The organism is Roseateles asaccharophilus (assembly GCF_004362405.1).
GTDB classification, from domain to species: Bacteria; Pseudomonadota; Gammaproteobacteria; order Burkholderiales; family Burkholderiaceae_C; genus Kinneretia; species Kinneretia asaccharophila.
Window position 1 is genome coordinate 332,915 of sequence record NZ_SNXE01000001.1, and the last position, 22,527, is coordinate 355,441.

A 22,527-nucleotide genomic window follows, 5' to 3' on the forward strand; every position below is an offset into this window, starting at 1 on the left:
CATGCCTTGGCTTGACCGCCAGGCTCGGTACTGCCGAGGCCTGGACTTCAGCGACGGCGAGCGTTGGCGGCGCGCAGTTCGGCCGCGAAGGAAGGCATGCTGGATTCGTACTGGGCGGCCAGAGCCAGCAGCTCGCGCTCGGCGCGGCGCTCGGCGGCCAGACGGTACTGGGTCTTGATGCTGTCGATCAGGCGCAGCCAGACGCGGGCACCGATGGCGGCGAAGGAGCCGCTGTGGGCCAGGCTGCGGGACAGGGGAAGACCGAAGGTGTGGGAAGCAACGCTCATGACTGAATTCCTGGATTTGTTGATGCGCTTGTGGCGACGACGGGGCGAAGTATGGGGTTAACCCTAGACTTGCGGCAAATGAATCTTGTGCATTGAATATATAAACACGGCACATATCAGAGGGCCTTCGTGACAAACTTCCGCAACCTGGACCTGAACCTGCTGAAAGTCTTTGACGCGGTGATGGCCGAACGCAGCCTGACCCGGGCCGCTGACCGCTTGGCCATGACCCAGCCGGCCGTCAGCCATGCCCTCAAGCGTCTGCGCGAGGCCCTGGGCGAGGAGCTCTTCGTGCGTCAGGCCTTCGGCATGAAGCCCACCTCGCGGGCCGAGGGTCTGTGGCCCGAGGTGCGGGCCGCCCTGGACCGCCTGCGCAGCCTGCTCGATCCGGACGACTTCCAGCCGGAACGCGACGAATACACCTTCCGCCTGGCCATGGCCGACTCCACCGCCGCCCTGCTGCTGCCGCATCTGGTGGTACAGATGGAGGCCGCCCAGGCCCTGGCCAATGTGCATGTGCTGCCGCTCACCACCCGCGATCCGCGTGGCCTGCTGGAGCAGGGCGAGGCCGATTTCGCCCTGGGCTACTTCCCCCAGGCCGTGGCCGCCCTGCAGTCACTGGGCAGCATGGCCGCCCTGCGCCAGCACCGGCTCTACGAGAGCGAGTACGTCTGCGTGATGCGCCGCGGCCACCCCCTGGCCGAGGGCGAGCTGGACCTGGACCGCTACTGCGCCGCCCATCACCTGCTGGTCAGCTTCTCCGGCCGCCCCCATGGTTTCACCGACGAGGCCCTGGCCGCGCTCGGCCGCTCGCGGCGCATCATGCTGACCGTGAACCAGTTCTTCACGGCCGGCCGAATCGTCACCCATTCCGACCTGCTCACCGTGCTGCCCGCCTCCTTTGTCGAAGCCACGGGCTACAAGGGCCAGCTGGTCGAGCGCCCCCTGCCCATGCCCCTGGCGCGGGTGCATGTGGACATGCTCTGGCATCTGCGCAACGACGGTCGCAGCGCCATGCGCTGGATGCGCGAACGCTTGATCGAGGCCGCAAAGCGCGCCACAACAGCGACAATCGGGGCATGAGCACCCCGCAAACCGACCTCACCGACGCAGAGTTCGCCGAACTCGACGAACTCCTCGCCACCACGCCCGAGCCCCTGCAGCCGCTGGACGCCTCGATGCTGGACGGCTACCTCTGCGGCGTGCTGGTGCAGCCGCGCATGATCGACATCGAGGAGTGGCTGCCCAATATCTTCGACTACGACGGCGGCCTGCTGCCCGAGGATGCCGACCCGGTCTGGCTGGCCCGCATCCAGGCCCTGGTGGACCGCCGCTACAAGGCCCTGAACCGCGCCATGGTGGAAAACGGCTGGTTCGATCCGGTGGTGCTGGATCTGGACGATCCCAGCAATGCCGATGTCGCCTCCGACGAAGACCCCACTTTTGCCGCGATGAGCCCCATCTCGCGCGCCCTGCTGCCCTGGGTGGCCGGCTTCCAGCACGCCTGCCTGTGCTTCCCCGAGCTCTCGGAGATGCCCGACGACGCCGTGATGGCCGCCCTGGCCCGCCTGTACCGCCATCTGCCGGCCGAGACGCCGGAAGAGAAGGAAGTGGTCGCCACCCTGGACCGCGATCATCCGCTCAAGGATTTTGACGACGCCGTCGAGGAGCTGGTGGTCACCGTGGCCGATCTGCGCGACCTGACCGAAGAGCACCGCTACAAGGTTGAGACCGTGCGCCGCGATCTGCCCAAGGTCGGCCGCAACGACCCCTGCCCCTGCGGTTCGGGCCGCAAGTACAAGCAGTGCCATGGCGCCAACTAAGGCTCCCCCCCTGCGGCCTGCGGCCGCCCCCTTGAGGGGGCACTGCCGGCTGAGCGGCAAAGCCGGATCAGCGGCAGCCGCTCGGCCAGCCGCCTGAATGCTGACGACGTGCGACTTCAGCTGATCTCGGACCTGCACCTCGAGACCGAAGACTTCCAGCCCGAGCCCGCAACCGGCGCCGAGGCCCTGGTGCTGGCCGGCGATGTGGACAGCGGCTGGCACGGTCTGCGCCGCTTTGCGGGCTGGCCGGTGCCGGTGCTCTTCGTGCCGGGCAACCATGAGTACGACGGCCGCGACTTCGACGCGGCCCGGGCCGGCCTGCACATCCTGGCCGCCGAGCTGGGCTTTGTGATGCTGGACGACGGCGTGCACCTGATGCGCGATGCCCAGGGCCGACGCGTGCGCTTCGTGGGCAGCACGCGCTGGTGCGATTTCGATCTCTTCGGCCCCTCGCAGCGCGAGCGTGCCCTGCGTGCCGGCAGCTATTTCCAGCGGGTGATGAACAGCAGCCGCCACGGCCGGCCCTTTGATGCTCCCGCCGTGCGCGAGCAGGCCCTGCGCTGCCGCGCCTGGCTGGCCGAGACCCTGGCTGCGCCCGAACAGGGGCCGGACTGGGAGGCTACCGTGGTGATCACGCATTTCGGCCCCAGCCTGCGCAGCGCCGATCCACGCTACGGCGGCCAGCCCGGCACCGCGAGCTTCTGCAATAACGATGAAGATCTGATGCCGCGCGCGCGGCTGTGGCTGCATGGCCATCTGCACTGCCGCCACGACTATCGGCTGCATGGCTGCCATGTGGTCTGCAATGCGCGCGGCCACAGCCAGCGCGGCGAGGCCTTGAATTACGATGGCCAGCGCTGCGTGGAGGTGTTCGCTACTTGACAAGCGTCAAGCTGCCTGCGAGCCCTCTTTGACAGACTGCATACGCAAGACCGAGCCATTTTTGGCAAACCTCAACGAAGGAGTGGAGCATGAAGATTCTGGTCGCCGTCGACGGCAGCCCCTACACCAAGCGGATGCTGGCCTATCTGGCCGCCCATGATGAGTGGCTGGGCGACCGACACCAGTACACGGTGCTGCATGCCGTGCCCGCCGTGCCGCCTCGCGCCGCCGCCGTGCTGGACAAGGAAGTGCTCAAGAGCTACTACAACGACGAGGCCGAGAAGGTGCTGAAGACCCTGCGCACCTTCTTCACCAAGCAGCGCATCCAGGCCGAGTTTGTCCACAAGGTGGGCGCCGCGGCCGATGTCATCGCCGGCGTCGCGGACAAGGGCAAGTTTGATCTGCTGATCATGGGCTCGCACGGCCACAGCACCCTGGGCAATCTGGTCATGGGCTCGGTCGCCACCAAGGTGATGGCCCATACCAACGTGCCGACCCTGCTGGTGCGCTAAGCGCGTCCCGCGCATCCCGGAGCAAGCCCGAACGGCCCTCTGGGCCCTCGGGCCCTTCGGGCCTCAGTGCTTGCCGTTGCGCCGGCTCAGCCAAGCCAGCGGCGACTCCGAGGCTGGCCGCGCGGCCAGCTGTTCCGACTCCAAGGGATAAACGGGCCGTGGCTGCGGGCCACCGGCAGGATCACCTTCAAGGCTGGCTTCCATGCCGAAAGCCGTCCCGAGATCGGCGGGGTCATGCCCATCCCCAGGCAGCGAATTCTTCCGGAAGAAACGCAGTGCGGGAGTGAATCGCATGGTGGACCTCGCAGACTTCGCCAGTTTGTTCCAGTGTGCTCCCGCGGCCCGGGTACCGAATCCCAAAATTAGGGGTGCAAGCCGTCACAGTTGGGAAAAACGCACGTCATGGCCTAGCGTTACAACTCGTGGTGGCGTCAAGCACGTGCAGAAGGCCTACTGATGCACTTTCGGCCCATCCCTCCTCGGAAGGATGTCTGGCACGGCGCAGCCCCCTTATCCTTCGCGACCTCGAGCCCGAGCCCGACGTCAACTGTTTGTCATGAATCCTTCCATCCATACCTGGCTCAGCCGGGCCATCGTCTGCATCGCCGTGCTCAGCGCGCTGGTGCTCGCACACCGCAGCCAGGATGTGGGCATGGGCACCGACTCAAGGCCTGAACGAATTGCCGGCAAGTCCGCCGCGTCTCCAGATCGGTTGTTGGCCCGAGATCAGACAGGCAGCGAGCAATAGACGTCCGGCTATGACGGCATGACCAGGGCCTGACGGGCGCCACGGGCCAGAGCCTGCCCCAGCTCGTCCAGCAAGGCCGCTCGCACCGGCGCGGTCTCCAGCTCGCCCACCAGCTTCCACTGGTGCCAGTAGAGCGCCACATCCACGCTCACATCCGGACGCAGGGGCACAAGTTCCCCACTGGCCAGCAAGGGCCGCAGTTGCAGCTCCGGTGCCACACCGACACCCCAGCCCATGCACACCGCGCGCGCGTAAGCCTCGCTGGACGGCACAAAGCGCTCCCTCAAGCGGGGTGCGCGCAGTCCCAAGGCCTTGGACACCCAAAGAGACTGTGTATCGTCCTTGCGGTTGAACACCAGAAACGGGGTCTGGGCAAAATTGGCCACAGTCAGCCCCTGCGGCAGGTGCTGCGCCACAAAGTCAGGGCTGGCCACCGCCACATAGCGCATCACGCCCAGGGCCCGGACCACACAGCCGCGCAGGGCCTGCCGCACCGTGCTCACGCAGCCCAGCACCTCGCCCTGGCGCAGACGGTCATGGGTGAAGTCCTGATCATCCACCACCAATTCCAGCCCGAAGCCCTCGCTCAGGCCGCGTTGCACGATGTCGTTCAAGGCCGGCAGCACCCAAGTCGCCAGGCTGTCCGCATTGACCGCAATGGCCAGGCGCTCATGAGGCGCCAGCCCCGCGCCCAGCTCCCGCATGACATCGGCCCGCAGGGCCTGCAACTGCCGGGCATAGCGCAGCAGCAGCTTGCCGGATTCGGTCAGGCGCAGGGGCCGCGAACGCACGACCAGCGGCTGCCCGACCTGGGCCTCCAGGCTGCGCAGGCGTTGCGATACCGCACTCTGGGTGATGCTGAGCACCTTGGCCGCGCGTTCGAAGCTGCCTTCATCGGCCAGCGCTGCCAGGCAATCCAGTCCTGCGGAGTCCAGATCTTTCATAAGTGTTTCTAATGTACTCCTAGAAATATGAATGAATCTTCATCAATTCACCAGCTCTGAGCACAATTCGGTCCACCCTTGCCCGCCGCCGGGCGGCCACGTCGATGCGGGCTATGTGCCCCTCATGGACCAGGCCTGGGTCTAAGAGTCATACTGGCCCACCCATCGGGCCAAGCAAACCTTTGAGGAAGCCGTCATGAAGGTTGTCGTTTTGGGCGCGGGCATCATCGGTGTCAGCACCGCCTGGTATCTGCTGGAGCAGGGCCACGAAGTCGTCGTCGTGGATCGACAGCCCGACGCCGCGCTGGAAACCAGCTACGCCAACGGCGCGCAGATTTCCGTGTGCTTCTGTGAACCCTGGGCCAATGCCGGCGCGCCACTCAAGGTGGCCAAATGGCTGCTCAAGGACGACTCGCCCCTGCTCTTCCGCCCGCGGCTCGACCCGGCTCAGTGGCGCTGGGGTCTGAGCTTCCTGGGCCAATGCACCACCGCCGCTTTCGAGCGCAATGTGGAGCAACTCATACAGCTGGGTCGCTACAGCCACGCCTCCATGAAGGAGTTGGTGGCCAGCACCGGCATCGAGTACGACCGCCTGGAACGCGGCATCCTGCACTTCTTCTCCAGCCAGGCCGACTTCGATGCCGGCGCCGGCGCCGCCGAGATCATGCAGCGTCATGGCGTGGATCGCCGCGTGCTCAATCGCGAGGAAGTGCTCGCCGTGGAGCCCGCGCTGCGCAGTTTCGAGCGGGGCGTCTTCGGCGGCACCTACACCCCCAGCGACGAATCCGGCGATGCCCGCGTCTTCACCCAGAAGCTGGCCCAGCTCTGCGCCCAGCGTGGCGCCACCTTCCTCTGGGAGCATGATGTGCTGGGCCTGGAAACGGCGGGCGGCGCCATAAGCGGCGCCGTGGTCGCCTCGCGTCTGAGCGGCCGCAAGACCAGCCTCAGCGCCGACGCCTATGTGGTGGCCCTGGCTTCCTACGCACCCGCCCTGCTCAAGCCCCTGGGCGAACATCTCAACATCTATCCCGCCAAGGGCTACTCGGCCACGCTGCGCCTCAAGCGCCCGGAAGCGGCCAGCACGGTCAGCCTGCTGGACGACGGGCGCAAGCTCGCCATCTCGCGCCTGGGCGACCATATCCGCATCGCCGGCACGGCCGAGCTGGCCGGCTTCGACCTGAGCCTAGACAACCCCACCGCGCGCGCGCGCTGTGCCGCCCTGGTGCGCCGCTACGAAGAACTCTTCCCCGGCGTGGCCGACACCAGCGAGCCCAATTACTGGACGGGTCTTCGTCCGAGCACGCCCACCAATATTCCCTACATCGGCCGCAGCAAGAAGGCCGGCAACCTCTGGCTCAACACCGGCCACGGCACCCTGGGCTGGACGCACGGCGCCGGCTCGGGCCGCGCCCTGGCCGAGCTGATGGCGGGCCAGGCGCCGGAGATGGCCTTCGGCTTCTACGGCGACGCCCTGCCGGCCAAGAAGCTGCACAGCGTGGCCGCGGCCTGAAGCCCGCGCCACGCGAGCCCGCGGGCCCCAAGGCCCCGCCCATGGCCACTACAATCCGCGACCCCTTTTTTGCGGTGTGCGAGCCATGATGAGCCCCTCCTTCTGCGCGATCGACTTCGGCACGTCCAACTCCGCGATCGCCATTCCCTCCAGCGCTCCCGATGCGCCGCCCAGCAGCACCCGCCTGGTGGAGCTGGAGCCCGGCCAGCTCACCATGCCCACCGCGGTCTTCTACTACGCCGAGGGCCCGCATGATGCCGACGGCCCGCCGCGTGCCTTCGGCCGCGCCGCCCTGGCCGCCTATGTGGAGGGCGTGGAAGGCCGGCTGATGCGCTCCATGAAGAGCATCCTGGGCTCCAGCCTGATCGAGCAGAGCACCGATGTGGGCGGCGGCCGCGGCGTGCGCTACTTCGACATGCTGGCCGGCTACCTCAAACGCCTGCGCCGCCAGGCCCAGGCCGCCGGTGCGCCGGACGACCTGCACCGCGTGGTGCTGGGCCGGCCGGTCTTCTTCGTGGACGAGGAGCCGGCACGCGACGCCGCGGCCCAGGCCTCGCTGGAGGCCGCCGCGCACGCCGTGGGCTTCAGCGAGGTGCATTTCCAGTACGAGCCCATCGCCGCGGCTTTCGACTACGAGCGCCAGACCACGCGCGAGCGCCTGGTCCTGGTGGCCGATATCGGCGGCGGCACCTCAGACTTCTCGGTGGTGCGTGTGGGCCCCGAGCGCATGGCGCGCCTGGACCGGCGTGATGACATCCTGGCCAACCACGGCGTGCATATCGCCGGCACCGACTTCGACCGCCATATCGAGCTGGCCTCCATCCTGCGCGAGCTGGGCTACCGCTCCCTGGGCCCCGAGCGCCCCGGTCAGCCCGCGCGCGAGGTGCCCAGCGGCATCTATTTCGACCTCGCGACCTGGCATCTGATCAACACCGTCTACAGCCCGCAGCGCGTGGCCGAGCTGCGCGGCATGCGCAGCTTCTACGGCAACCCCCAGCACCACGCCCGCCTGATGACGGTGCTGGAAGACCATCTGGGCCATGAGCTGGCGGGCCGCGCCGAAGACGCCAAGATCGCCGTGTCCGGCGGCGGCAGCACCGAGATCGACCTGGGCCTGGTGGAAAGCGGTCTGCGCGTGAGCCTGGGCGAGAGCCAGGCCCTGGAAGCGCTGGACAGCGATGTGGAGCGCATCGTGCAGGCCGGGCGCGACACCGTGCGGCAGGCTGGCCTGCGCGCCGACCAGGTGGACGCGCTCTACTTCACCGGCGGCTCCACCGGCCTGCGCCTGCTGGCCGAGCGCATTGCCGCCGCCTTCCCGGCGGCCGAGGCGGTGCGCGGCGACCGCTTCGCCTCCGTAGCCACCGGCCTGGGCCTGCACGCCGCGCGCCTCTTCGGCGCGGCGCGCTGAGCCTCGCTCAGCGGGGCTTGCGCGGGCCGCGGCCGCCGGGTGCCGCACCCGGGCGCGGCGGCGTGCGACGGCCGGCCCCCGGCCGGGCCGGCGCGGCGCGCGGCGCCTGGGCCTGGGGACGGGTGATGTCGGCCAGCATCAGACAGGCGGCGACCAGGCTTTCCACCGCCTCCTCCAGATCGGCGGCGGGCTCCAGACTCTCGATCTCTTCCAGCAGATCGTCGGCATCCTCCAGATCGTCCGGATCCAGATGGCGGTAGATCGCGGCCAGGGGCTCCAGCAGCTGGCTGGCCTCCTGGCGCATCAGATCGGGAAAGATCTCGGTGGCCAGGGCAAAGCCCGCCACCCAGGGCAGCAGCACCTCGGAGGGATCACTGTCGAATTCGTCCTCATCGTCCCCGTCCTCATCGCCCAGCTCGAAGACCCAGGGATCGAACCACTGGCGCTCGGCAATCGCGCGGTTGAGCTGCTGGTGGCGGCGCTTGCACAGGGCCAGGATGGGCTCGGTCTGCAGGCCCGGCGGCAGCTCGCGGCCCTCGCTGTCCAGGATGGGGCGCAGCCACTGGTGCGCCGGCACGGCCTTGGGTTGCAGCAGCACGCCGACCAGATAACCGTCCAGCATGCTGATGTCCAGGGGCTCCAGCGGCGGCGGCAGGGCGTCCAGCAGGTCCTGCAGCCGTTCCATCTCGGCCTCGCTGAGGGGCTGGATCGCGGGCTTGCTCGGGGTCGTCATCGTGCTCATGCCTCGATTGTCTCGCCACTATCATGCCGCGATGAGCTCCCGCCACTTCCTTTTTCTCGTCGCCAGCACCCGCCAGACCGGTGTGCTGGGCAATACCGAGGCCCTGGCGCGCCGCGCCGCCGAGCAGCTGCCCGCGGGCGCCAGCCAGCGCTGGGAACACCTGGCCCAGCGCCCGCTGCCGCCCTTCACCGACCACCGCCACGACATCGGCAGCTATCCCATGCCCGAGGGCCACGGCCGGGCGCTGCTGGACGCCACCCTGGACGCCACCGACCTGGTGCTCGTGGCCCCGGTCTACTGGTTCAGCTTCCCGGCCACGCTCAAGCTCTACCTGGATCACTGGAGCGCCTGGATGCGTGTGCCCGGCCTGGACTTCAAGGCCCGCATGGCCGGCAAGCGCCTGTGGCTGATCAGCACCAGCGGCGACCGCGCCAAGGCCCAGCCCACCCTGGACAGCGCACGCTTGTGCGCCGAGTTTCTGTCCATGGACTGGCGCGAGCCCCTGTGGGGCAAGGGCGGCGCACCCGATGCGGTGCGGCAGGACGAGGCGGCCTGGACACAGGCGCTCACATATTTCACGCGCATCCCCTAAGGGTGGGATGGGCGGCGCCCCGAGCCCGCGGCTACATTGCTAGCACGCCCGGTTCAGGCCGGGCACCGATCCCAACGACGTCCTTGCCTCCAAGGACTTGCACCGCCCGCCCGGCTTGCCGGTCGGGCGTTTTTTTATCCGCCGCCTCGCGCGCCCTCGAAGCCCGGCGCCAGCGCCGCCTTCAGATGCTCGGTGAACAGGCGCACCGGCCGCGGCGTGCTGCTGCTCCAGGGATGGATGGCGTAGATGCCGTCGCCGAAGAAGCCGGCCGGACGCCAGTCGGGCAGCAGCTCGCGCAGACGCCCGGCGCGCACCGCGGGCGCAGCGCTGAAATCGGGCAGCAGGGCGATGCCCAGACCGGCCAGCGCGGCCTCGCGCAGCACCTCGCTATTGCCGGCGCGCAAGGGCCCCTGCACCGGCACCTTGAGCCGCTCCCCGCCCGCGGCGCCGCGCCGCTCGAAGAGCCAGACCGCCGGCCCCGGGCGCAGATAGGGCAGGCATTGGTGCTGGCCCAGCTCGGCCGGATGAGCCGGCGCGCCCTGGCGCCGCAGATAGGCGCCGCTGGCCACCAGCAGGGCGCGCGAGGCGCAGAGCTTGACCGCCACATGGGTGTCCGGCGGGCTGCTGGTGTGGCGGATCGCCAGGTCGTAGCCCTCCTGGGCCAGGGGCACCAGGCGGTCGGAGAGGTCCAGCTCGATGCGGATCTCCGGGTAGCGGCGAAAGAAGCTCTCCAGCTGCGGCGCCACATGCTGGCGGCCCAGAGCCACGGGCGCCGTCACGCGCAGCAGGCCGCGCGGCTGGCCGGCGGCATCGCGCGCCTCGGCCAGGCTGCGGGTGATCTGGGCAAAGCTGGCCTCGGTCTCCTCCACCAAGCGTTGGCCGGCCTCGCTCAGGCGCACCGAGCGCGTGGTCCGGGCGACCAGCTGCTGGCCCATGGCCCGCTCCAGATCGGCAATGCGCTGGCTCACCGCGGCCTTGGACAGGGCCAGGCGCTGCGCCGCCTTGGTGAAGCTGCCCAGCTGGGCAATCACCAGCAGGGCATGCAGCTGGCCCCAGAGCAGCTCATTGCGCAGCTCGGGCAGGGCGGGCGGCTTGGGGCTGTCTTCGCGGGCTTCAGGGGCTTGCATTGTTCGGATTATTGAACAATCAAATCACTGCCAGCCGATTGGCAGGTGCACAGCTGCGGCCTAGACTGCGCCGCAACAAGTCCTCACCCGGAGACCGCCATGGCCCTCGCCCCCGTGCCCGCCTACACCGATTCGCGCGTCATCACCCACTTCATCGCCGGCGCGCCGGCCGAGGCCACGGCAGGTCGCAATCAGGCGGTCTACAACCCGGCCACCGGCCAGGTGGCGCGCCAGCTGCAGCTGGGCAGCGTGGCCGATGTGGAGCGCGCGGTGGCGGCCGCCCAGGCCGCGTTCCCGGCCTGGGCCGATGCCCCCCCGCTGCGCCGCGCCCGCGTGATGTTCAAGTTCCTGGAGCTGCTGAACCAGCACAAGGACGAGCTGGCCGCCATGATCACCGCCGAGCATGGCAAGGTCTTCACCGACGCCCAGGGTGAGGTGAGCCGCGGCATCGACATCGTGGAGTTCGCCTGCGGCGTGCCCCAGCTGCTCAAGGGCGACTACACCGAGCAGGTCTCCACCGGCATCGACAACTGGACAATGCGCCAGCCCCTGGGCGTGGTGGCCGGCATCACGCCCTTCAACTTCCCCTTCATGGTGCCCATGTGGATGGCGCCCCTGGCCATTGCCACCGGCAATGCCTTCATCCTCAAGCCCAGCGAGCGCGACCCCTCGCCCAGCCTCTTCATCGCCGAGCTCTTCAAGCGCGCCGGCCTGCCCGACGGCATCTTCAATGTGGTGCAGGGCGACAAGGTGGTGGTGGACGCCCTCCTCAACCACCCCGATGTGCGCGCCCTGTCCTTTGTGGGCTCCACGCCCATCGCCCAGTACATCTACGAGACCGGCGCGCGCCTGGGCAAGCGCGTCCAGGCCCTGGGCGGCGCCAAGAACCATATGGTGGTGATGCCCGATGCCGACATCGAGCAGGCCGTGGATGCCCTGATCGGCGCCGCCTACGGCTCGGCCGGCGAGCGCTGCATGGCCATCTCGGTGGCGGTGCTGGTGGGCGATGTGGCCGACAAGATCATCCCGAAGCTGGCCGAACGCGCCCGCGCGCTGAAGATCATGAACGGCATGGAGCTGGAGGCCGAGATGGGCCCCATCGTCACCCGCGAGGCGCGCGACCGCATCGAGGGCTATATCAAGCTGGGCGTGGAGGAAGGTGCTTCCCTGCTGGTGGACGGACGCGGCCACCAAGTGGCCGGCCATGAGGGCGGCTTCTTCACCGGCGGCACCCTGTTCGACCATGTGACGCCCGCCATGCGCATCTACAAGGAAGAGATCTTCGGCCCGGTGCTGGCCTGTGTGCGCGTGCCGGACTTCGCCGCGGCGGTGGACCTGGTCAATGCGCACGAGTTCGGCAATGGCGTGGCCTGCTTCACCAGCGACGGCCATGTGGCGCGCGAGTTCGCCCGGCGCATCCAGGTGGGCATGGTGGGCATCAATGTGCCCATTCCCGTGCCCATGGCCTGGCATGGCTTCGGTGGCTGGAAGAAGAGCCTGTTCGGCGATATGCATGCCTATGGCGAGGAAGGCGTGCGCTTCTACACCAAGCAAAAGAGCGTGATGCAGCGCTGGCCCGCCAGCATTGGCAAGGGCGCCGAATTCGTGATGCCGACAAGCCGCTGACGGCCGCTCATCAGCGGGCGCTGCGCGCACAAGTTGCAAGAACAGGACAAGGGGCGCCGCAAGCCTGTGGCTTGGGCTACCCTCTCGCCTTTGTGACACGTTGTAAACCGCGCCCATGCCCGATGTCCTCAGTCCCGAGGTCCAGCACGACGATGCACTGAGCCACTGCCTGGCCGAGGCCCGGCATGCCCAAGCCCAGTCCAGACTGGACGAAGGCCTGACCCACGCGCAGCGCGCCTGGGACCTGGCCCGGGATCTGCACATGCTGGCCGAGCAGGTCGAGGCAGGCCGCCTGCGCGCCTTTTTTCTCTACCGTCGCGGCGACCTGAATGCCTTCCTGCGGGCCGCAGAGGCCTTGCTGCCGCTGCTGCAGGCCCAGGGCCCCAGCCCGGAGCTGGGCGAGCTGCTGCGCTGGATGACGCTGGCCGGCTGCGAGACCGGCGATTTCGAGACCGCCATGCGCTGTGCCAACGAGGGCTATGCAGTGGCCCAGGAGCTGGGCGACAGCCGCCTGATCGCCGTGGCATTGAATGCCCTGGGCGCCACTTTCGAGCGCATGGGCGACCCCTGGCAGGCCGAGCGTCTCATGACGGAAGCAGCCGCGCTGGTGCGCGAGCAGCCATCCCTGTACGAGCGTGTGGTCACGCTGAACAACCTCTGCCATGTCGCGCTGGGGGCCTTCCACCTGCTGCGGGACAGCGGTCATGACGCCGCCTGCGCCGACGCGCTGGCGCGTGCACTGCGCTATGCCCAGGAAGTGCGCCCGCACGCCGAGGCCTTTGGCGACCCTTTTGCCCGGGTCACGACCGAGGCCAATCTGGGCGAGGCCCTGCTTCACAGCGGTCAGCTGGAGGCGGCCGAGGCCCTGCTGGTCCAGACGCTGGAGCAAGCCCGTGCGCTGGGCTACGAAGTCCAGGCCTGGATTCTGCGCTGCTCCCTGGCCGAGCTGCGCCTGTTGCAGAGCGAGCCCCGACAAGCCTACGAGGACCTGCGCCTGCTGCTGCAGGAGGCGGGCGAGCGTGCCCCCTCTGGCACGGCGCTGCGCGCCCACCATGCGCTGTACCGCGCGGCACAGCGCATGGGTCAGTACGAGGAGGCGCTGAAGCAGTTGGAGCTTTGCCAGCGCCTGGAGCGGCGCCGCACCGCGGCCCAGCGGATGGCGCAGTCGCGCTTCTTCGTGACGCGGCTGGAGGCCGAGCAATCCCGCCAGCGCGCCGAGCACCAGGAGGCCCGCGCCGCGACCCTGGAGGCCCATCTGGAGCTGGACCCGCTCACCGGCCTGGGCAACCGCCGCTGCATGGAGTCGCGCATGCCCGCCCTGCTGCGTGCCGCCGAAGCGGCCGGCCAGGTGCTGACCCTGGCGCTGATCGACGCCGACCACTTCAAGCTCATCAATGACCAGCTGGGCCACACAGTGGGCGACCGGGTGCTGCAGCAGCTGGCCCAGATGCTGCGCGACAACACCCGCGGCAGCGATCTGCTGCTGCGCTACGGCGGTGAGGAGTTCCTGGTGCTCTTCCCCGACACCGTGCCCGACCGCGCCTTCGAGGTCTGCGAGCGCCTGCGCCAGTGCGTCGAGTCCTTCCCATGGGACGGCATCGCCCCGGGCCTGCAGGTGACGCTGTCCATCGGCCTGGCCAGCAGCCCACCCTATGCCACCGATTTGCTGATCTCGCGCGCCGACAGCGCCATGTACCGGGCCAAGCATCTGGGTCGCAACCGCGTGGCCCTGGCCTGAGCGCTTCAGCGCCTATCATCCAGCGCATCTCGGCCAGCACCCGCGCTGCGATGAAACCTGTCCCGCTCACCCTGATTACCGGAGCCAGCCGCGGCATCGGCGCCGCCACCGCCCGACTGCTCGCCGCGCGCGGGCATGACCTGGCCCTCAACTACGCCCGCGACGCTGGCAGCGCCCAGGCCCTGGAGGCCGAGCTGCGCGCCGCCCACCCGGGCCAGCGCTTTCTGGCCCTGCAGGCCGATGTGGCGGACGAGGCCCAGGTGCTGGCCATGTTCACCCGCATCGACGCCGAGCTGGGCCGCCTGAACGGCCTGGTGAACAACGCCGGCATCGTGGTGCCGGCCCAGCGTCTGGCCCAGATGGACATGGCGCGCTGGCAGCGCCTGTTCGCGGTCAATGTCTTCGGCACCCTGCTGTGCAGCCGCGAGGCCGCACGGCGCATGAGCACGCGCCAGGGTGGCGCGGGCGGGGCCATCGTCAACCTCAGCTCGCGCGCCGCCAAGCTGGGTTCGCCGGGCATCTATGCCGACTACGCGGCCAGCAAGGGCGCGGTGGACAGCCTCACCGTGAGCCTGGGCCGGGAGCTGATTGGCGAGGGCATACGCGTCAACGGTGTGCGCCCCGGCATCATCGAGACCGAGATCCATGCCGACAGCGGCACCATGGATCTGCTACCCGCGGCCACCGCCGGCATTCCCATCCAGCGCCTGGGCCGGGCCGAGGAGGTGGCCGAGGCGATTGCCTGGCTGCTTTCGGACGCCGCCAGCTACACCGTGGCAACGACCCTGGATGTGGCGGGAGGCCGCTGAGCGCCTGGGCAGCGGGGCGAAGGCGCTGGTGCGATATCACCTGCCGCGTGACATCTTCACGACAGCAGCGCTAAGAAATTCGAGACATCGCCGGGCGTGCCGCCTACATTGAGGTGGCAAGCAGTTTGCACGCGGAGGTCGGCGATGTACGGACTTGTCAATCGTGCGGTTCGAGACTTGGTGGTATCCCTGCGCGGGGAACCCGGCTGGCAGAGGATTCGCGAGCGCGCCGGCTGCCCGGATGAGGAGTTCCTCTCCATGCAGACCTATCCAGACGAGCTCACCTACCGCTTGGTCGGCGCCGCCAGCGAGGAACTCGGCCTGCCGGCCTCCCAGGTGCTGCACGCTTTCGGTGAGCACTGGATCCTCTATACCGCGCAAAAGGGCTATGGCGATCTGCTGGACGGCTTCGGTCACAGCACACGGGAGTTCCTGTCCCGGCTTAACGATATGCACGGCCGAGTCGAGACCGTGTTCAGCGAGATGTCCATGCCCTACTTCGAGCTGCAGGATCATCCCAGCGGAGAGCCTGAGCGCTTCGTCCTGCTGTACCAGTCTCAGCGGCCAGGGCTCTCGGCCTTTGTGGTGGGCCTTTTGCATGGTCTTGCCAAGCGTTTTGGCGAAACCATCGAGGTCAGCCAGACCGACGACCGGTCGCAGGGCGCAGCAGCCGATCGCTTCGAGATACGCATCCAGCACGGCTGAGGCTGGTGGTTCGCCATGCCCGAGCAGCTCGCGCCCAGCCTCTGCGGCGACCGCGTGGCGGCGGCCTTCCCGTTTTACCTCCACGTCGATCCCCAGGGCCGATTGATCAGCTGCGGCGCCAGCTTGAAGCACTTGGTCAAGGATTTGCAGCCCGGCGCTGCGATCCATGAGCACATCGAGATCCGTCGGCCACGAGGGCTCGGTGCGCAACAGACCGACTGGCGACGCTACGAAGGCAGTCTGTGCGTTCTTCGTACCCAACACAAGCCGCCAGTGATGCTGCGCGGCAGTGTGCTGAGCCAACCGGACGGCAGCGCGCTGCTGCTATGTGCAGCCATCATCACCGAGCAGTCACAGCTCCGTACTCACGGCCTGGGTTTTGAGCACTTCGCCCCGCACGATGCTTTGGGTGACATGCTGATGATTCATCAGACCATGAAGATGTCACTGGACGACGCGGTCCAGCAGGCCGCGCGCCTGCGCCAGCGCAGCGCCGAGCTAGAAACCGTGCTGGCACTCAGTCCCCAGGGCATTGCGTACTTCGACGCCAACGCCGTGCTCAAGATCGCCAACCAGGCCCTGGCCGATCTTCTCGTGATGCCACGCAGCGAGCTGCTCGGTCTGGATCTGGAGCAGATCGCCGAGCTCTGCCAGGCTCGCTTGTCTGGGCAAGAAAGCCGGCGCATCGAGGCCGAGGTCCTGCGGGCACAGCCCAGCCCCTTGCAGGGTCAGGTTTTGCGATTTGCAGGCCAGCGCATGGTACGACTCGACTTGCAGCCCGCGCCGGATGCCGGCCTGGTGTTGCACCTGCAGGATGTGACGCAGGAATTCGAGGTGGACCGCATGAAGAGCGAGTTTCTGAGCACCGCAGCGCACGAATTGCGCACGCCCATGACCAGCGTGCACGGGTTCGTCGAGCTGCTCTTGTGCGGCCGCTACAAGGCAGAGCGCCAGCAGGAGATGTTCGAGGCCATCCACCGCCAGACCGGTCGACTGATCGAGATGGTCAACCAGTTGCTGGATCTTGCGCGGATCGAAGCCCGCCAAGGCGAGGATCTAGAGATACGCAGCCTGGATCCAGAGCGCCTGCTGCAAGATGCAGCGCAGGCCTTCTGCGCCCCCGACGCACGTGTTCCCACACTGCTGCCCCTGCCGGCGCAAGACATGCTGGACGGACCGGCGCGGCTGCTCGGTGACGAACGCCAGATCCTGCAGGCCCTGAGCAATCTGCTCTCCAACGCTTTCAAGTACTCGCCTCAAGGCGGAGAGGTGGTCCTTGATGCCCGGCGCGGACTGCTTAAAGACGGCCGTGAGGCCTGGGGCTTGCGCGTGAGCGACCAGGGCATTGGCATGACCGAGAGCCAGCTCAGCAGGGTGTTCGAGCGCTTTTTTCGAGCCGACCCGAGTGGCACCATCCTGGGCACCGGGCTGGGCATGTGTCTGGTCAAGGAGTTGATCGAGTTGCAGGGGGGTGAGGTTGAGGTGCAAAGCCAGATCGGACAAGGCACCCAGGTCACGCTCTGGCTGCCACTGCGGCTGGCCCCGCGCAGCGGCGACAGTCGTAGCCTGGGGCTGAGGGCAGACGCCACGAACAGGCCCTGATCCCGGGGGTAAGAGCGAGATCGTCGTGTCGCCACGTCACGATTTGGCGCTAGGCTGTCCGCCTTGTTCGTCTCCCACGCGACTATGAAGACCGCACATCTCCACGGCCTGAGCTCAGCCGCCATAGCGCGCTGCATTCCTTTCGTTCTCTTCATGGGATTGCTTGTGCTGCGCGGCTCGCTGCCAGCCGAGGGTGTGTTTGATCCACGCTGGGTCTATGGGCTGAGCGTACTGATCGTCGGCGGCGCCCTGCTTTGGTTCTGGAAGGAGTACGGGGAATTGGCTCGCCAGAATCTCCCGGACCTTCGCCAGACGCTGTGGAGCGTGGGCGTGGGTCTGGCCGTGTTCGGTCTGTGGATCCACCTTGACGCCCCCTGGATGCAGCTGGGCGAGGCGACGGCCAACTTCGTGCCCCTGGACGCGCAGGGCCGGATCGACTGGACGCTGATCGCCATGCGCTGGATCGGCGCGGCTCTGCTGGTGCCCGTGATGGAGGAGCTGTTCTGGCGCAGCTTCCTGATGCGCTGGATCGCCCACCCGCAGTTCGAACGCGTGGACCCGCAGCAGATAGGTTTGCGTGCCATCGTGCTCTCCACCTTTGTCTTCATGCTGGCCCACACCCTGTGGCTGGCCGCCATCGTGGCCGGCCTGGCCTACGCCTGGCTCTATGTGCGCAGCGGCAAGCTCTGGACGGCCGTGATCGCCCATGCCGTGACCAACGGCGCCCTGGGCCTGTGGGTGATCAAGACCGGGCGCTGGGAGTTCTGGTGAGCCACGACCTGCAAGACCCCGGCTCCGCCGGACATCCCAGCCAGTTCGCCCTGCTGGGCCAGCGCCGCTTCGCGCCTTTCTTCTGGACCCAGTTCCTGGGCGCGGCCAATGACAATCTCTTCAAGTTCGCGCTCACGGTCATGCTGACCTACCAGCTGCAGCTCAGCTGGCTGCAGCCGGCCCAGGCGGGCCTGGTGATCGGCGCGCTCTTCATACTGCCCTTTGTGCTCTTCTCGGCCACCAGCGGCCAGCTGGCGGACAAGCACGACAAGGCCGCGCTGATGCGCCTGATCAAGAGCCTGGAGATCCTCATCATGGCCCTGGCGGCCTGGGGCTTCTGGACCACCCAGGTGCCGGCCCTGCTGGCCTGCGTCTTTCTGATGGGCCTGCACTCCACCCTGTTCGGGCCGGTGAAATACGCCTACCTGCCCCAGCAGCTCAATGAGCGCGAGCTCACCGGCGGCAACGGCATGGTGGAGATGGGTACCTTTGTGGCCATCCTGCTGGGCAATGTGGCCGGCGGCCTGCTGATCGCCACGCCGGAAGTCGGCGCCCGCCATGTGGCCCTGGGCGGCCTGCTCCTGGCCCTGGCCGGCCGCGCCACGGCCCAGGCCATTCCCGCCAGCCCCGCCACCGACCCCGAGCTGCGCATCAACTGGAATCCGGTGAGCGAGACCTGGCGCAATCTGAAACTGGCCCATGGCCAGCTGGCGGTATTCCGCTCCCTGCTGGGCATTTCCTGGATGTGGTTCTTCGGCGCCGTCTTCCTGTCCAATTTCCCGGCCTTCGCCAAGGAGGTGCTGCAAGGCAATGAGCAGGTGGCCTCGCTGCTGCTGGTGGTGTTCTCGGTGGGCATAGGCATAGGCTCGCTGCTGTGCGAGATGCTGTCCAAGCGTCATGTGGAAATCGGCTTGGTGCCTCTGGGCGCCATCGGCATGAGCGTGTTCGCCATCGATCTGTACTTCGCCTCGCGCGCCCTGCCCCCGGCGAGCCAGGCACTGAGCCTGGGCGCCTTTCTGGCCCAGGCCGCGCACTGGCGGGTGCTGGCCGACCTGGCCCTGCTGGCCCTTTTTGCCGGCCTGTACAGCGTGCCCATGTACGCCCTGATCCAGCTGCGGGCTCAGCCCACGCACCGCGCGCGCATCATCGCGGCCAACAACATCCTGAACGCCCTGTTCATGATCGCCAGCTCGCTGCTGGCCGGCGTGCTGCTGGGTGCGGGTCTGAGCATTCCCCAGCTCTTCGGCCTGCTGGGCCTGGCCAATGCGGTGGTGGCGGCCTACATCTTTCTGGTGGTGCCCGAGTACCTGCTGCGCTTCGTGGCCTTCATCGCCTCGCGCTGCATCTACCGCTTTCGCCTCAGCGGCGAGCAACACATCCCGGCCCAGGGGGCGGCCGTGCTGGTCTGCAACCATGTGAGCTTTGTCGATGCGGTGCTGCTGATGGCCGCCAGCCCGCGGCCCATACGCTTCATCATGGACCACCGCATCTTCCGCATTCCGGTGCTGGGCTGGCTGTTCCGCCTGGCCAAGGCCATTCCCATCGCGCCGCAGAAGCAGGACCCGGCCACCTGCGAGGCTGCCTTTGCCCGCGCCCGCGAGGTGCTGGACGAGGGCGAGCTGCTGTGCATCTTCCCGGAGGGCGGCATCACCCGCGACGGCCAGCTCCAGCCCTTCCGGGGCGGCGTGATGAAGATCATCGAAGACCGGCCCGAGCTGCCGGTGGTGCCGCTGGCGCTGACGAATCTCTGGGGCTCCTTCTTCTCGCGCGTGGAGCAGGGACAGGCCATGGTGCGCCCCTTCCGACGCGGCATCTTCAGCCGCGTGGGCCTGGTGGCCGGCACACCCCTGATCGCCGCCGAGGTCAGCCCCGAGGGCCTGCAGCAGCGCGTGGGGCAGCTGTTGGCGGCACCACCTGCCTGAGCGCGCTACCGTCGAGCGCTACAGTCAAGGCTTGCGCGCCCACCCGCCCACCCATCAAGTTCCCGCGCCATGAAGAACCCCGCCGACAGCACCGTTCTGGACCTGGCCTTCCGCCAGGCCCGCACCTTCAACAAGTTCAGCGACAAGCCCGTCAGCGAGGCCACGCTGCGCGAGATCGTGACCCTGGCCCAATGGGGCCCCACGGCCATGAACAGCCAGCCGGTGCGCTATGTCTTCGTGCAGAGCGCCGAGGCCAAGCAAAGACTGGCCCCCACCCTGTCACCGGGCAATCTGGCCAAGACCCTGGCGGCGCCGGTGACGGTGATCGTGGCCGCCGACAGCCGCTTCTACGAGCACCTGCCCACCCAGTTCCCCTCCTTCCCCGGCGCCCATGACATGTTCGCGGGCAATGCCACGGCGGCGGCCGGCACGGCGGGCCTAAACAGCCATCTGCAAGGCGCCTACTTCATCCTCGCCGCCCGCCTGCTGGGGCTGGACTGCGGCCCCATGGCCGGCTTCGACACCGCCAAGCTCAATGCCGAGTTCTTCCCCGATGGCCGCTACCAGGCGCAGTTCCTGATCAATCTGGGCTACGGCGACGCCAGCGGCAACCACCCGCGCGGCCCGCGCCTGGGCTTCGAGCAGATTGCCAGCTTGATCTAGGGCCTCAGGCCCAGCGTGCTGAGGGGATCAGCTGGGATCATGACCCCGGCCGCTTCAAGCTTCAATCCAGGAAGCGCGCCGCCGCGTCGGCAGGCGGCAGCATGCATTGCTCCGAAGAACCAAAGAGTCGGTAACGGCGGCGCGCTACCCAGCGGTAGGCGGCGTCCCGCAGAAAGGCCGGCACGGGCCAGGCCAACCACGCCAGGCGCCAGGGGCCGCCCAGCGCATGCAAAACGCGGAAAATGGCCGCCGTGTGCTGCCAACTCCGCTCGCCGTCCACCACCAGAAGCGTCCGCAGGTCATCGACTTGCAAGCCCGCGGATTCCAGCAGCCGCCGACCCGTCTGCCCCTGCATGGAGGCGTAACGGAACCGGCCCTGCCGGTCTCGCCTCAACAGGAAGCGAACCCAGGCGCTGCACAGCAGGCATTTGGCATCAAACACAATGATCACAGCGTCTCGCTTTCCGGCAGCTTGAGGTAACCACTGTAGGCCGCAACGCGTCCGACCCATGGGACGCTGGCGCTGATCTCGAAGCGAAGTACATCCGGCGCCTCGCCAAACTCATCGGCCGTGACACATGGCATCAGCCACCGCGGGCAGGGCAAGCCAAGGCACTTCAGCCGGATGAGCCGCATGCTCAGCTGTCCTTGCGCACCCAAAGCCAGCTCGAAGTGCAGGCGCACCGGCCCAAGATGTTCGATCACCTCACCATCGCCGAGCGCCAGCACCGAGCTCATGGTCTGCGTGGGGAAGAACCGCGTCCATCGCTCTTCGCCCGCAGCGGCTTCCAGTTCGAAGCGTATGGGGCCTTCGCCGCCACTCCTCGGTGTTCCCAAGCCCATCGCAAACAGCTTGGCGCACCAATTGGCGGGCGCCCATGTACGCACCTCTCCGAACAGCGCATGCGTTCCGCGCAGCCGATGGAATCGCTGGACGGCCTCGGGCAGTTCGCCATAGCGTTGGCCAAGGAGCTGCTCGTACAGGCTCATCGAACCTCTGCCATGCTGATATGCAGACCACTGGCCTCGAAGATGAAGTCCTCTAGCGTCAATAGTCCCATGGCCGGCCGCGCGCCCGCCGCTGGCGGCCGGCCATCCGACACTCGCCTCACCAGAGCAGCTGCAGCAAGCGTGGGGACATAGGGACCGTCGCCCGCAGTGGCAACCAGGTGCCATAGCCGCTCCAAGCGCTCGCCGGTCGCACTCTCGCCCACGACGCCAACATGCATGGCACCAGCGTCAGAGCCAAAGGCCTGCAGTAGGTCAGCCGCGCGTTTGAGCCACCGTGCATGAACGCTCCAGTCGGACACAAACCCTCGACGGACCAGCCAAGCCATCAGATTCATTCCCCGGTGCAGAAGGCCGAGTTCCAGGCCGGCACCAAAGCGCACACGCGGTACACCGGGATAGCGAGGGGCTAGCAGCTCCAGGTCGGGAACGTCGCAGGGTGAGAGATTGCGCAAGCCGACCGGTGCTGGGTAGGCATGCCGCCAGCGCCCCGCCCAGCCGAACACCGGCGCGGCACCGTCGCCGGGCAGCCGCTTTCCACAGTAGCCGAGGATGGCCTTGACGGTGGCCAAACCACGATCTGTGCGATTCCCGGGACTGATGCCGATATCGATGCTGCGCACCGCAAGCATGTCTCGCGACAACTGGTCCACCGCAGCGCTAGAAAGCGCCGGCACCGAGCTGGCACCACTGAGCAAGCACAGGCGGGCAAGCCGGGCCTCCTCATCCAGTGCGGAGATGCCAGCGACGAACTGCCGCCCATCAGCCAGGTCGATGTAGTGCGAACCGGCGGCCAGGCAAGCGCGGGCGACCTCATAGCCCTGGCCCTGAAATGGACCGCAGGTGTGGACAACGACTTGCGCACCGGTGCTGGCGATCCGCGACGCCAGATCGCCAGCCTGGACATCCATCGCGATGCACACCATGGAGGCTTTCGCCTGGGCCCGGAGCTGCGCTGCAAGCGCCTCCCCCTTGGCAAGAGAGCGCCCGGCGATGATCAGCCGAAGGCTTCTCTGACGCGCCAGGCGCTCGACAAGCCGCCTACCAAAGAAGCCATAGCCGCCAAGAATCAGTACCGTGCAGCCAGGCATCTTTTCAGGGCCCGTGG

Annotated in this window: 24 protein-coding genes; 16 read left to right on the plus strand and 8 right to left on the minus strand. The window is 67.9% G+C overall.

The window, feature by feature from the left end; genetic code table 11:
* Positions 1-47: 47 nt before the first annotated feature.
* Positions 48-287, minus strand: a complete 240-nt coding sequence (locus tag DFR39_RS01490; RefSeq protein WP_133601761.1) for a hypothetical protein — start codon at positions 285-287, stop codon at positions 48-50.
* A gap of 129 nt (positions 288-416) precedes the next feature.
* Here DFR39_RS01490 and DFR39_RS01495 point away from each other — a divergent pair, with 129 nt between their 5' ends.
* The 4 genes from DFR39_RS01495 (at position 417) to DFR39_RS01510 (ending at position 3,504) form a co-directional block, all read left to right on the plus strand.
* A complete protein-coding gene (locus tag DFR39_RS01495) occupies positions 417-1,370 on the plus strand; it encodes a LysR family transcriptional regulator (protein ID WP_281277214.1) in 954 nt (317 codons plus the stop codon).
* Positions 1,367-2,110, plus strand: a complete 744-nt coding sequence (locus tag DFR39_RS01500; RefSeq protein ID WP_133601762.1) for a UPF0149 family protein — start codon at positions 1,367-1,369, stop codon at positions 2,108-2,110. The genes DFR39_RS01495 and DFR39_RS01500 overlap by 4 nt, the downstream gene beginning before the upstream one ends.
* 108 nt (positions 2,111-2,218) lie before the next feature.
* Entirely contained in the window at positions 2,219-2,992 is a 774-nt protein-coding gene (locus tag DFR39_RS01505) for a metallophosphoesterase (protein ID WP_133601763.1), read from the plus strand.
* Between the two features lie 89 nt (positions 2,993-3,081).
* Positions 3,082-3,504 carry a universal stress protein gene (locus tag DFR39_RS01510; RefSeq protein WP_133601764.1) on the plus strand — a complete coding sequence of 141 codons (423 nt, stop codon included), beginning with the start codon at positions 3,082-3,084 and terminating at the stop codon, positions 3,502-3,504.
* A 63-nt stretch (positions 3,505-3,567) separates the two neighbouring features.
* Here DFR39_RS01510 and DFR39_RS19945 read toward each other — a convergent pair whose 3' ends face one another.
* Entirely contained in the window at positions 3,568-3,798 is a 231-nt protein-coding gene (locus tag DFR39_RS19945; RefSeq protein ID WP_211343763.1) for a hypothetical protein, read from the minus strand.
* Between the two features lie 262 nt (positions 3,799-4,060).
* Here DFR39_RS19945 and DFR39_RS01515 point away from each other — a divergent pair, with 262 nt between their 5' ends.
* The gene (locus DFR39_RS01515; RefSeq protein WP_133601765.1) at positions 4,061-4,252 is read left to right on the plus strand and encodes a hypothetical protein; all 192 of its coding nucleotides are present in this window, start codon (positions 4,061-4,063) and stop codon (positions 4,250-4,252) included.
* A gap of 8 nt (positions 4,253-4,260) precedes the next feature.
* Here the strand turns inward: DFR39_RS01515 and DFR39_RS01520 are convergent, their stop codons facing one another.
* Positions 4,261-5,196: a LysR family transcriptional regulator ArgP gene (locus DFR39_RS01520; protein ID WP_133601766.1), complete on the minus strand. Its 936-nt coding sequence runs from the start codon at positions 5,194-5,196 to the stop codon at positions 4,261-4,263.
* A 196-nt stretch (positions 5,197-5,392) separates the two neighbouring features.
* Between DFR39_RS01520 and DFR39_RS01525 the strand changes: the two genes are divergently transcribed.
* The gene (locus tag DFR39_RS01525; RefSeq protein ID WP_133601767.1) at positions 5,393-6,706 is read left to right on the plus strand and encodes a D-amino acid dehydrogenase; all 1,314 of its coding nucleotides are present in this window, start codon (positions 5,393-5,395) and stop codon (positions 6,704-6,706) included.
* Positions 6,707-6,791: 85 nt separating this feature from the next.
* On the plus strand, positions 6,792-8,114 hold the full coding sequence (locus tag DFR39_RS01530; protein WP_133601768.1) for an Hsp70 family protein: 1,323 nt from the start codon (positions 6,792-6,794) through the stop codon (positions 8,112-8,114).
* Positions 8,115-8,121: 7 nt separating this feature from the next.
* Here DFR39_RS01530 and DFR39_RS01535 read toward each other — a convergent pair whose 3' ends face one another.
* Positions 8,122-8,856: a YecA/YgfB family protein gene (locus tag DFR39_RS01535; protein ID WP_246030638.1), complete on the minus strand. Its 735-nt coding sequence runs from the start codon at positions 8,854-8,856 to the stop codon at positions 8,122-8,124.
* 31 nt (positions 8,857-8,887) lie between these two features.
* Here DFR39_RS01535 and DFR39_RS01540 point away from each other — a divergent pair, with 31 nt between their 5' ends.
* Positions 8,888-9,448: a flavodoxin family protein gene (locus DFR39_RS01540; RefSeq protein ID WP_133601769.1), complete on the plus strand. Its 561-nt coding sequence runs from the start codon at positions 8,888-8,890 to the stop codon at positions 9,446-9,448.
* Positions 9,449-9,582: 134 nt separating this feature from the next.
* On the opposite strand, the gene DFR39_RS01545 is transcribed toward DFR39_RS01540, so the two are convergent.
* The gene (locus DFR39_RS01545) at positions 9,583-10,575 is read right to left on the minus strand and encodes a LysR family transcriptional regulator (RefSeq protein ID WP_133601770.1); all 993 of its coding nucleotides are present in this window, start codon (positions 10,573-10,575) and stop codon (positions 9,583-9,585) included.
* A 114-nt stretch (positions 10,576-10,689) separates the two neighbouring features.
* Here DFR39_RS01545 and DFR39_RS01550 point away from each other — a divergent pair, with 114 nt between their 5' ends.
* The 8 genes from DFR39_RS01550 to DFR39_RS01585 all read left to right on the plus strand — a co-directional run bounded on the left by DFR39_RS01550 (position 10,690) and on the right by DFR39_RS01585 (position 20,411).
* Positions 10,690-12,201 carry a CoA-acylating methylmalonate-semialdehyde dehydrogenase gene (locus DFR39_RS01550; protein ID WP_133602382.1) on the plus strand — a complete coding sequence of 504 codons (1,512 nt, stop codon included), beginning with the start codon at positions 10,690-10,692 and terminating at the stop codon, positions 12,199-12,201.
* 115 nt (positions 12,202-12,316) lie between these two features.
* Positions 12,317-13,939 carry a GGDEF domain-containing protein gene (locus DFR39_RS01555; RefSeq protein ID WP_133601771.1) on the plus strand — a complete coding sequence of 541 codons (1,623 nt, stop codon included), beginning with the start codon at positions 12,317-12,319 and terminating at the stop codon, positions 13,937-13,939.
* Between the two features lie 50 nt (positions 13,940-13,989).
* Positions 13,990-14,748, plus strand: a complete 759-nt coding sequence (locus DFR39_RS01560; protein WP_133601772.1) for an SDR family oxidoreductase — start codon at positions 13,990-13,992, stop codon at positions 14,746-14,748.
* Between the two features lie 144 nt (positions 14,749-14,892).
* Positions 14,893-15,453 (plus strand): heme NO-binding domain-containing protein, encoded by a 561-nt coding sequence (locus DFR39_RS01565; RefSeq protein ID WP_133601773.1) that lies wholly within the window; start codon positions 14,893-14,895, stop codon positions 15,451-15,453.
* 15 nt (positions 15,454-15,468) lie between these two features.
* The gene (locus DFR39_RS01570; protein WP_133601774.1) at positions 15,469-17,055 is read left to right on the plus strand and encodes an ATP-binding protein; all 1,587 of its coding nucleotides are present in this window, start codon (positions 15,469-15,471) and stop codon (positions 17,053-17,055) included.
* A gap of 153 nt (positions 17,056-17,208) precedes the next feature.
* Positions 17,209-17,826, plus strand: coding sequence for a CAAX prenyl protease-related protein (locus DFR39_RS01575; RefSeq protein ID WP_246030639.1), 618 nt, complete (start codon positions 17,209-17,211; stop codon positions 17,824-17,826).
* Entirely contained in the window at positions 17,823-19,748 is a 1,926-nt protein-coding gene (locus DFR39_RS01580) for an MFS transporter (RefSeq protein ID WP_133601776.1), read from the plus strand. The genes DFR39_RS01575 and DFR39_RS01580 overlap by 4 nt, the downstream gene beginning before the upstream one ends.
* Before the next feature lie 69 nt (positions 19,749-19,817).
* Positions 19,818-20,411: a malonic semialdehyde reductase gene (locus DFR39_RS01585; RefSeq protein ID WP_133601777.1), complete on the plus strand. Its 594-nt coding sequence runs from the start codon at positions 19,818-19,820 to the stop codon at positions 20,409-20,411.
* 61 nt (positions 20,412-20,472) lie between these two features.
* Here the strand turns inward: DFR39_RS01585 and DFR39_RS01590 are convergent, their stop codons facing one another.
* The 3 genes from DFR39_RS01590 to DFR39_RS01600 are packed head-to-tail and all read right to left on the minus strand — an operon-like array spanning position 20,473 to position 22,510.
* On the minus strand, positions 20,473-20,862 hold the full coding sequence (locus tag DFR39_RS01590; RefSeq protein ID WP_133601778.1) for a thiol-disulfide oxidoreductase DCC family protein: 390 nt from the start codon (positions 20,860-20,862) through the stop codon (positions 20,473-20,475).
* Positions 20,859-21,401, minus strand: coding sequence for a DUF4166 domain-containing protein (locus DFR39_RS01595; RefSeq protein WP_133601779.1), 543 nt, complete (start codon positions 21,399-21,401; stop codon positions 20,859-20,861). The genes DFR39_RS01590 and DFR39_RS01595 overlap by 4 nt, the downstream gene beginning before the upstream one ends.
* Complete coding sequence (locus tag DFR39_RS01600; protein ID WP_133601780.1) at positions 21,398-22,510, minus strand: saccharopine dehydrogenase family protein; 1,113 nt, start codon at positions 22,508-22,510, stop codon at positions 21,398-21,400. Before DFR39_RS01600 ends, DFR39_RS01595 begins: the two co-directional genes overlap by 4 nt.
* Between the last annotated feature and the right edge of the window lie 17 nt (positions 22,511-22,527).

What these genes read in the sequence shown, in the direction of transcription:
- DFR39_RS01490 (WP_133601761.1), bottom strand. Translation starts at nt 287, where the DNA reads ATGAGCGTTGCTTCCCACACCTTCGGTCTTCCCCTGTCCCGCAGCCTG.
- DFR39_RS01500 (WP_133601762.1), top strand. Translation starts at nt 1,367, where the DNA reads ATGAGCACCCCGCAAACCGACCTCACCGACGCAGAGTTCGCCGAACTC.
- DFR39_RS01510 (WP_133601764.1), top strand. Translation starts at nt 3,082, where the DNA reads ATGAAGATTCTGGTCGCCGTCGACGGCAGCCCCTACACCAAGCGGATG.
- DFR39_RS19945 (WP_211343763.1), bottom strand. Translation starts at nt 3,798, where the DNA reads ATGCGATTCACTCCCGCACTGCGTTTCTTCCGGAAGAATTCGCTGCCT.
- DFR39_RS01515 (WP_133601765.1), top strand. Translation starts at nt 4,061, where the DNA reads ATGAATCCTTCCATCCATACCTGGCTCAGCCGGGCCATCGTCTGCATC.
- DFR39_RS01520 (WP_133601766.1), bottom strand. Translation starts at nt 5,196, where the DNA reads ATGAAAGATCTGGACTCCGCAGGACTGGATTGCCTGGCAGCGCTGGCC.
- DFR39_RS01525 (WP_133601767.1), top strand. Translation starts at nt 5,393, where the DNA reads ATGAAGGTTGTCGTTTTGGGCGCGGGCATCATCGGTGTCAGCACCGCC.
- DFR39_RS01530 (WP_133601768.1), top strand. Translation starts at nt 6,792, where the DNA reads ATGATGAGCCCCTCCTTCTGCGCGATCGACTTCGGCACGTCCAACTCC.
- DFR39_RS01535 (WP_246030638.1), bottom strand. Translation starts at nt 8,856, where the DNA reads ATGAGCACGATGACGACCCCGAGCAAGCCCGCGATCCAGCCCCTCAGC.
- DFR39_RS01540 (WP_133601769.1), top strand. Translation starts at nt 8,888, where the DNA reads ATGAGCTCCCGCCACTTCCTTTTTCTCGTCGCCAGCACCCGCCAGACC.
- DFR39_RS01545 (WP_133601770.1), bottom strand. Translation starts at nt 10,575, where the DNA reads ATGCAAGCCCCTGAAGCCCGCGAAGACAGCCCCAAGCCGCCCGCCCTG.
- DFR39_RS01555 (WP_133601771.1), top strand. Translation starts at nt 12,317, where the DNA reads ATGCCCGATGTCCTCAGTCCCGAGGTCCAGCACGACGATGCACTGAGC.
- DFR39_RS01560 (WP_133601772.1), top strand. Translation starts at nt 13,990, where the DNA reads ATGAAACCTGTCCCGCTCACCCTGATTACCGGAGCCAGCCGCGGCATC.
- DFR39_RS01565 (WP_133601773.1), top strand. Translation starts at nt 14,893, where the DNA reads ATGTACGGACTTGTCAATCGTGCGGTTCGAGACTTGGTGGTATCCCTG.
- DFR39_RS01570 (WP_133601774.1), top strand. Translation starts at nt 15,469, where the DNA reads ATGCCCGAGCAGCTCGCGCCCAGCCTCTGCGGCGACCGCGTGGCGGCG.
- DFR39_RS01575 (WP_246030639.1), top strand. Translation starts at nt 17,209, where the DNA reads ATGGGATTGCTTGTGCTGCGCGGCTCGCTGCCAGCCGAGGGTGTGTTT.
- DFR39_RS01585 (WP_133601777.1), top strand. Translation starts at nt 19,818, where the DNA reads ATGAAGAACCCCGCCGACAGCACCGTTCTGGACCTGGCCTTCCGCCAG.
- DFR39_RS01595 (WP_133601779.1), bottom strand. Translation starts at nt 21,401, where the DNA reads ATGAGCCTGTACGAGCAGCTCCTTGGCCAACGCTATGGCGAACTGCCC.
- DFR39_RS01600 (WP_133601780.1), bottom strand. Translation starts at nt 22,510, where the DNA reads ATGCCTGGCTGCACGGTACTGATTCTTGGCGGCTATGGCTTCTTTGGT.